Origin of the sequence: Streptomyces chilikensis (genome assembly GCF_001642695.1) — a bacterium.
GTDB lineage: Bacteria > Actinomycetota > Actinomycetes > Streptomycetales > Streptomycetaceae > Streptomyces > Streptomyces chilikensis.
This window is the reverse complement of sequence record NZ_LWCC02000062.1, coordinates 1-7,885: the sequence shown is the minus strand read 5'-3', so window position 1 is coordinate 7,885 and position 7,885 is coordinate 1. Positions and strand designations below refer to the sequence as shown.

Here is a 7,885-nt window from a genome sequence, read left to right as displayed (position 1 = left end):
CCGCCCTGGACGTCCGCCTCACCGTCCGCGACGTCTTCCAGCACCCCACCCCCGCCCGACTCGCCGAACACATCGCGGCGCGCAGGACCGCGCCGGCCGGCAAGGCCCGGCCCGCTCTGCGTCGCCGCACCGAGACCGAACGGATGAGCTCATGAACGGATCTCCGTCCCCCGCCCCCGAGGACGTCGTCTGGGACCTGCCCGGTGACGCGCCGCACCGCATGTCGCTGCTGGTGCTGCCGCACGCCGGCGGCAACGCGCACGCCTACAGCGAGTGGCGCGAGCACCTGCCGGCCGATGTACGGCTGCTGATCGGCCAGTACCCGGGCCGCGGCGCCCGCTACTGCGAGGACCTGCCCGAGTCGGTCGACGACCTGGCCCTTCCGGTGGTCGGCGCGCTGCCCCCGGACACGGGCCCGCTGGTGGTGCTCGGGCACAGCATGGGTTCGCTGGTCGCCTTCGAGGTGACCCGCGCGCTGCAGGCCGCCGGCCGCGCTCCGGCCGGGCTGATCGCCTCGGCCTGCCGGGCGCCGGTGCTGCCCAACCAGTGCCCCGTGCACCCCGAGCGGCTCGACGACGACCAGCTCGTCGCCGCCATCAAGGAGCGGGGCGGCACCGACGACGGCATCCTCGACGACCCGGAGCTCCGCGAGATCGTCCTGCCGTCCATCCGCGCGGACTTCGCCATCGACGACGCCTACCGGTGCACCGCCCCGGGTGTGCGGCTGGACTGCCCGGTCGCGGTGTTCGGCGGGGACGCCGATCCGATCGTCCCGGTGGACATGCTCGGCGGCTGGTCCGCGGTCGCCGGCCACCCGGTGGCGCCGGAGGTGCTGCCCGGTGACCACTTCTACTTCCAGCAGGACCTGTCCGGCTTCTTCGCCCGCCTGAACCCGGCCCTCCAGGCCCTGCGCGACTCCGCGGCCGCCCCGGCCTGACCGGCCCGGCCCGCGGCCGGCCCCTCACTTCCGCCGAACCGACACGAGGAACCGTCATGACCACATTCGCCCAGAGCCCCGCCGCCACCGACATCGCCGCCGCCGGCATCGCCGTCACCCGGGAGCCCGGCAGGCCGGTCGTCGTCCGCACCCCGGACCTCGCCACCATGGAGGAGGCCGTCACCTGGCTCTCCGACCACCGCCCCGCCATCCGCGCCGAGCTGCACCGGTCCGGTGCGGTCATGCTGCGCGGGCTGCCGGTGACGGACGCGGAGTCGTTCGCCGCGGCACGTGACGCGCTGATCGCCGTGCGGGCCGGCTACAAGGAGAAGGCCACCCCGCGCACCGACTTCGGCGAGGGGGTTTTCTCCTCCACGGACCTGCCGGCCGCCCAGCCGATCCGCCTGCACAACGAGAACAGCTACACCCTCGACTTCCCCGGCGTGCTGCTCTTCGGCTGCGTGACCGCTCCGGAGACCGGCGGGGCGACCACCGTCGGCGACATGCGCCGGGCGCTCGCCCTGCTGCCCGAGGACCTGGCGGCCCGGTTCGCCGAGGCGGGCTGGCTCCTGGTGCGCAACTACTCCGACCTGGCGGGCATGCCCTGGCGCAAGGCGTTCTCCGCCGAGGAGCCGGCCGGCGCCGAGGCGTACTGCGACGCCAACGCCATCGGCTACGAGTGGCTGGACGAGGACACCCTGCGCACCCGTCAGCGCCGTTCCGCGATCATCACCCACCCGGTGACCGGTGAGCGGGCCTGGTTCAACCACTTCGCGTTCTGGAACGCGCGCAGCCTCGACGAGGACGTCCGCGAGGTCCTCACCGAGACCTTCGGGGAGGAGGGCCTGCCGTTCAACACCTACCTGGGGGACGGCTCCCCGCTCACCGACGCCGAGGTCGACGCGATCAACGACGTCTACCGGGCGGTCACCGTGCGGGAGAGCTGGCAGGCCGGCGACCTGATGCTCGTCGACAACATCCTCTGCGCGCACGGCCGGGAGTCGTTCACCGGCGACCGGAAGATCCTCGTCGCCATGGGCGAGCCGGTGGCCCTGTCCGACTGCTCCCCCACCACCGCCCCGTCCACCACCCCGTACGGAAAGTGAGCCCCGTCATGACCGCCGTCCTCCCCGAGCGTTCCGCCGTCGCCCTGGCGGACCCGGCCGCCCCGCGTCCCGAGCCCCACCCGGCCGGCTGCCCGTGCGGCGGGTGCGCCGCCGGCACCGGCGCCGCCGACCTGATGGCCCGGCTCGCCGCCGTCCCCGGCGGGCGCACCGCCGTCGTCGCCGACGGGCTGGAGCTCACCTTCGACGAACTACGCGCCGGGGCGGCCGTGTTCGCCGCCCGGCTGGCCGGGCTCGGCGTCGGGCCGGAGAGCGTGGTGGCGCTGTGCCTGCCGCGCGGTGCCGGCCTGGTCACGGCGATCGTCGGCACGCTCACCGCCGGCGCCGCCTACCTGCCGGTCGACCCGGCGCTGCCCGCCGAGCGCCGCGCCTACCTGCTGGAGGACTCCGGCGCGGACCTGGTGGTGACCGACGGCACCACGGAGCCGGCGACCACCGCCCGGACCGCGGCCCTGGCCGACCTCACCGCCGACCGGACGGACCGGACCGACCGGGCCGACCGGACCGACCGGGCCGGCCGGCCCGGATTCGCCCCGGTGCCGGTCACCGCGGACACCCTCGCCTACGTCATCTACACCTCCGGCTCCACCGGCCGCCCCAAGGGCGTGGAGATCGGCCGCGGCGCCGTCTCGCTGCTGCTGAGGGAGCTCGAGGAGGCCGGCGTCGCCGCGGGCGAGGGCCGCCGGGTCGGCTGGAACGCCTCCCCGTCGTTCGACGCGTCCGTGCAGCAGTGGGTGCGGCTGTGCCGCGGCGACACCCTCGTCATGATCGACGAGGAGACCCGCCGCGACCCGGCGCTGCTGGCCGCCTTCGTCGACGAGCAGGCCCTCACCGACCTCGACATCACCCCCTCGCACGCCGACCCTCTGCTCGGACTGCTCACCGCGGACGGCGGCCCCCGCCCGCTGACCCTGCTGGTCGGCGGCGAGGCGATCAGCCCGTCGCTGTGGGACCGGCTGGCCGCCGCCCACCGGTCCGGCCTGCTGCGCGCGGTCAACCTGTACGGCCCCACCGAGTGCACCGTCGACGCCACCGCCGCCTGGGTCGACGGACCGGGTGAACCTCACCTGGGAACCGTCCTGCCGGGACTGCGGATGCTGCTGCTGGACGAGAGGCTGGCCCCCGTCGGGCCCGGAGGGACCGGCGAACTCCACCTGGCGGGACCGCGGGTGGGCCGGGGCTACCGGCGCCGGCCGGCCCTGACCGCGGAGCGGTTCGTCGCCGACCCCTCGGGCGTCCCCGGCGCGCGCGTGTACCGCACCGGCGACCGCTGCCGGCTGCTCCCCGACGGCCGGCTGGTCTACCTCGGCCGCGCCGACGGCCAGGTCAAGGTGCGCGGCCACCGCGTCGAACTCCCGGAGATCGAGGCCGCCCTCACCCGCGCGGACGGCGTCGCCGAGGCCGCCGTGATCCTCGGCGAGGACGCCGGCGGGGAACCGGCCCTGATCGCCTACCACCGCGGCGGCGACGCGCGGGAGATGCGCGCCCGGCTGGCGCGGACGCTGCCGTCGTACATGGTGCCGTCCGCGTTCGTCGCCGTGGACCGGTTCGCGACGACGCCCAGCGGCAAGCTCGACCGGTCCGCGCTGCCCGCCCGCGTCCAGGCGCCGGCCGCCCCCCGGGCGGCCGCGGACGGCGACGGCGGCCCGCGCGGCCGCGCCGAGGAGCTGATCGCCCGGGTGTGGGGGCAGGTCCTGGGCGCCGGGTCGATCGGCCCGGACGACAACTTCTTCAAGCTCGGCGGCCACTCCCTGCTCGCCATCAAGCTGGTCTCCCGGGTGCGGGCCGAACTGTCCCTGGCGCTGCCGGTGAAGGCCGTGTACGCCCATCCGCGGCTGCGCGACCTGGCCGCCCACATCGAGGAGCTGACGGCCGCGCGGGATGCCTGACCTGCGCCCGCGCCGCCGGGCGGACCCCGTCACCGGTCCACCGACCCGCCCGCCCCCGCCACCCCTGAGGAGCAGCAACCGTGATCCCCCTGTCCTACGCCCAGCGCCGGCTGTGGTTCCTGAACCGCCTGGAGGGCGCGTCGCCGGCCTACAACGCCCCCGTCGTGCTCCGCCTCGCCGCCGTCCCCGACCGGGAGGCGCTCGAGGCCGCGGTGCGGGACGTCGTGGAACGCCACGAGGTCCTGCGCACCGTCTACCCCGCCCAGGACGCGGAGCCCTACCAGCGGATCGTCGACGACCCGGACGTACGGCTGGAGGCCGGGCGCTGCGCACCGGGCGACGACCTGGAGGCGGCGGTCACCGCCTTCGTCCGCACCCCTCTCGACGTCACCGTCGAACTTCCGCTGCGGGCACGGTTGTTCACCGGTCCGGACGACACCGCCGTGCTGGTGCTGCTGATCCACCACATCGCCACCGACGGCTGGTCCGTCGGCTGCCTCCTCACCGACCTCGACACCGCCTACCGGGCCCGGCTCAGGGGCCGGGCCCCCGGATGGGAGCCGCTGCCCGTCCAGTACGCGGACTACGCGCTGTGGCAGCGGGACATGCTCGGCGACCCCGCGGACCCCGGCAGCACCGCCCACCAGCAGCTCGCCCACTGGCGCGAGGCCCTGGCGGGCATCCCCGCCGAGACCCGGCTGCCCGCCGACCGGCCCCGCCCCGCCGAACCGGGCGACCGGGGCGCGGTGGTCACCGCGGAGCTCGACGCCGCCGCCCACAAGGCGCTCACCGGTGTCGCCCGCGCCCACCGGGCGACCTTCTTCATGGCCTCCCGGGCCGCCCTGTCGCTCGCCCTGCGGGCGGCGGGCGCCGGGGACGACGTGGTGGTGGGCGCGCCGGTGGCCGGCCGGCCCGAGGAGGACCTGCACGATCTGGTCGGCTTCTTCGTCAACTCCCTCGCCCTGCGGGCCGACCTGTCCGGCGACCCCACCCTGGGCGAGGTCCTCGCCCAGGTACGCGAACGCGACCTGGCCGCGTTCGCCCACGAGGACCTGCCCTTCGACCTGCTGGTGGAGGACCTCAACCCCGAACGGTCCTTCGGCCGGCACCCCTTCTTCCAGGTGACGCTCGCCGCGCAGACCGCGCGGGACGCCACCGTCCGCCTGGGCGGCATACCCGCCGTCCTCGACGGGGCCGACCTGGCCACCGCCAAGTTCGACCTCGCCTTCAGCTGCGCCGAGAAGCACCGCCCCGACGGCGAACCCGACGGGGTCGCGCTCGGCCTGCAGTACGCCACCGACCTGTACGACGAGGACACCGCGCGCCTCCTGCTCACCCTCTTCCGGCGCGCCCTCGCCGTCCTCGCCGGACGGCCGGCCGACACCCCCCTCAGCCGGGTGGAGCTGCTCACCGGGGAGGAGCGCCGGGAACTCGACCGCCGGTACCGGGCGCTCGACCGCGCGGAACGGCGGAACACCGCCGGTCAGGACGGGCCGCACGACGGCGTGCCGGCCACCGGCGGTCCGGCGGCCGACCCCCGCGAGGAGATCCTGCGAGGCCTGTTCGCGGAGGTCCTCCAGCGGGACGGGGCCGGGCCGGACGACAACTTCTTCAAGCTCGGCGGGCACTCCCTGCTCGCCGGAAAGCTCACCAACCGCATCCGCGGCGCGCTCGGCCTGCACGCCGCCATCCGCGACGTCTTCCTCGCCCCCACCCCCCGGCGGCTGCTGCGCCGCCTGGGCGAACGCGCCGACGGACCCGCCCGCCCGCCGCTGCGGCCCGTCCCGCCGGAGCGCCGGCCGGCCCGGATCCCGCTGTCCGCCGCCCAGCGGCGCCTGTGGTTCGTCGGCCGGCTCGAGGGCCCCGGCGCCACCTACAACATCCCGGTGGTGACCCGGCTGCGCCGACCCGTCGACCCGGCCGCGTTCGCCGACGCGCTCGCCGACGTCGCCGCCCGCCACGAGGTGCTGCGCACCGTGTACCGGTCCGAGGACGGCGAGCCCTGGCAGGAGGTCCTGGAACACGCCGCTCCCCAACTCACCCTGGTCCGCGCCGAGAACCCCGAGATGCTGGAGGCGGCCGTCGACGCGGCCGCCGGGCACGTCTTCGACCTGGCCCACGAGATCCCGCTGCGGGCCTGGCTGATCGAGGAGGGCGACGGAGGTCAGGTGATGGTGCTGCTCCTGCACCACATCGCCGGCGACGGCTGGTCCACCGGCTGCCTCCTCACCGACCTCGACACCGCCTACCGGGCCCGGCTCCGGGGCCGGGCCCCCGACTGGACGCCGCTGCCCGTCCAGTACGCCGACTACACCCTGTGGCAGCGGACCCTCCTTGACGGCGGGGACGGCGGGGACGGCGGGAGCGGGATCGCCGGGGAGCAGCTCGCCCACTGGCGCGACACCCTGCGGGGGATGCCGCCGCTGCTGGCGCTGCCCACCGACCGGCCGCGCCCCGCGGAGAGCGACGGGGCCGGCGCCCTCACCCGGTTCACCGTGGGCGCCGCCACCCACCGGGCGCTGCTGCGCCGCGCCCGGGACTGCGGCGCCACCCTGTTCATGGTGGTGCAGGCCGCCCTCGCCGCCGTCCTGACCCGGCACGGCGCGGGCCCGGACGTCGCGATCGGCACCACCGTCGCCGGGCGCGGCGACGACGCCCTGCATCCGCTCGTCGGCTTCTTCGTCAACACGCTGGTGCTGCGCACCGACACCTCCGGCGACCCGGCCTACGCCGAGCTGGTGCGGCGGGTCCGGGAGGCGGGGCTGGCCGCGTACAGCCACCAGGAGCTGCCCTTCGACCGGCTCGTGGAGCACCTCAGCCCGCACCGGTCCGCCGCCCACGCCCCGCTGGTGCAGGTGATGCTCCAGGTGCACGCGGCGCCCGCCGGGCCGGCCGCCCCGTCCGCCCTGGACGGCGAGCCGGTCGCCTTCCGCGCCGGCGGCGCCAAGTGCGACCTCACCTTCGCGCTCACCGAGCGGACCGGCCCGGACGGGGCGCCCGCCGGACTCCAGGGCGTCCTGGAGTACGCGACCGCGATCTACGACGAGGAGACCGCGCGCCTGCTGGCCCGGCGGCTCGCCGAGACCCTCGACGCGCTCGCCGCCGACCCCGCCGCGCCGATCTCCGAGCTCGCGTACGGCCCGCCGGCCCCGGCCGGCCGGGAGACCGTCCTGGACGGGCGGGGGCGGCCCGCCGCGGTGCGGGTGCCCGGCGAGGTCCACGAGCCGGCCCCGGGCGGCGGCCTGCGTCCCACCGGCCGGCGCGCGTTCGCCGCACCGGACGGCACCCTGCGCCCGGTGGCCGTCCTCACCGCGGCCGGCTACCCGGTGGAGCCCGGCCGGATCGAGGAGGTGCTGCTGCGCCATCCCGCCGTGACGGGCGCGGCCGTCGCCGTCCGCGACGACCGGCTGTACGCGTACGTCACCTGCCCGTCCGGCGGCGTGAACGGGCAGGAGCTGCGCGGCTGGGCCGCCGACCGGCTGCCCGAGTACCTGGCCCCCGCCCGGGTGGTCGAGGTGACGCGGCTGCCCGCTCCGGGCGAGCACGGCCACGCCCCCGAGGAGGGGGACGCGCCGCGGCCGGCGGCCCCGGACGACCGGGAGGAACGCCTGCTGGACGTCTTCCGCGAGATCCTCGGCGGCCGGGAGGTGGGCCGGGAGGACAACTTCTTCAAGTCCGGGGGCCACTCCCTGCTGGCGGTGCGGCTGCTCAACCGGATCCGGGCCGAGTTCGGCCAGGACCTCACCCTGCAGGACGTGTTCCGCAACCCGACCGCGGTGGCCCTGGCCCGCCGCATGACGGGCGGCGGCGGGAGTCCGGCGGCGACCGCGCTGCGGCGGCGCACCCGGGCGGGCGCGCGCGCCGCCTCCCTGTGACGCACCGGCAGCGGCAGCTGCGGGCGGCCCGTTCCTGCCGCCCGCAGCTGCCGCGCGCAC

At 76.6% G+C, this 7,885-nt stretch carries 4 protein-coding genes; all 4 read left to right on the top strand.

Going from position 1 to position 7,885, the window contains the following annotated elements:
- Positions 1-151 precede the first annotated feature (151 nt).
- The 4 genes from A2U95_RS22300 (at position 152) to A2U95_RS22285 (ending at position 7,825) form a co-directional block, all read left to right on the top strand.
- Positions 152-937 (top strand): thioesterase II family protein, encoded by a 786-nt coding sequence (locus A2U95_RS22300; RefSeq protein WP_166026042.1) that lies wholly within the window; start codon positions 152-154, stop codon positions 935-937.
- A 56-nt stretch (positions 938-993) separates the two neighbouring features.
- Positions 994-2,043, top strand: a complete 1,050-nt coding sequence (locus A2U95_RS22295) for a TauD/TfdA family dioxygenase (protein WP_166026040.1) — start codon at positions 994-996, stop codon at positions 2,041-2,043.
- Between the two features lie 8 nt (positions 2,044-2,051).
- Positions 2,052-3,950, top strand: a complete 1,899-nt coding sequence (locus A2U95_RS22290) for a non-ribosomal peptide synthetase (protein WP_166026038.1) — start codon at positions 2,052-2,054, stop codon at positions 3,948-3,950.
- Between the two features lie 80 nt (positions 3,951-4,030).
- On the top strand, positions 4,031-7,825 hold the full coding sequence (locus A2U95_RS22285) for a condensation domain-containing protein (RefSeq protein ID WP_166026036.1): 3,795 nt from the start codon (positions 4,031-4,033) through the stop codon (positions 7,823-7,825).
- The last annotated feature ends 60 nt before the right edge of the window (positions 7,826-7,885 follow it).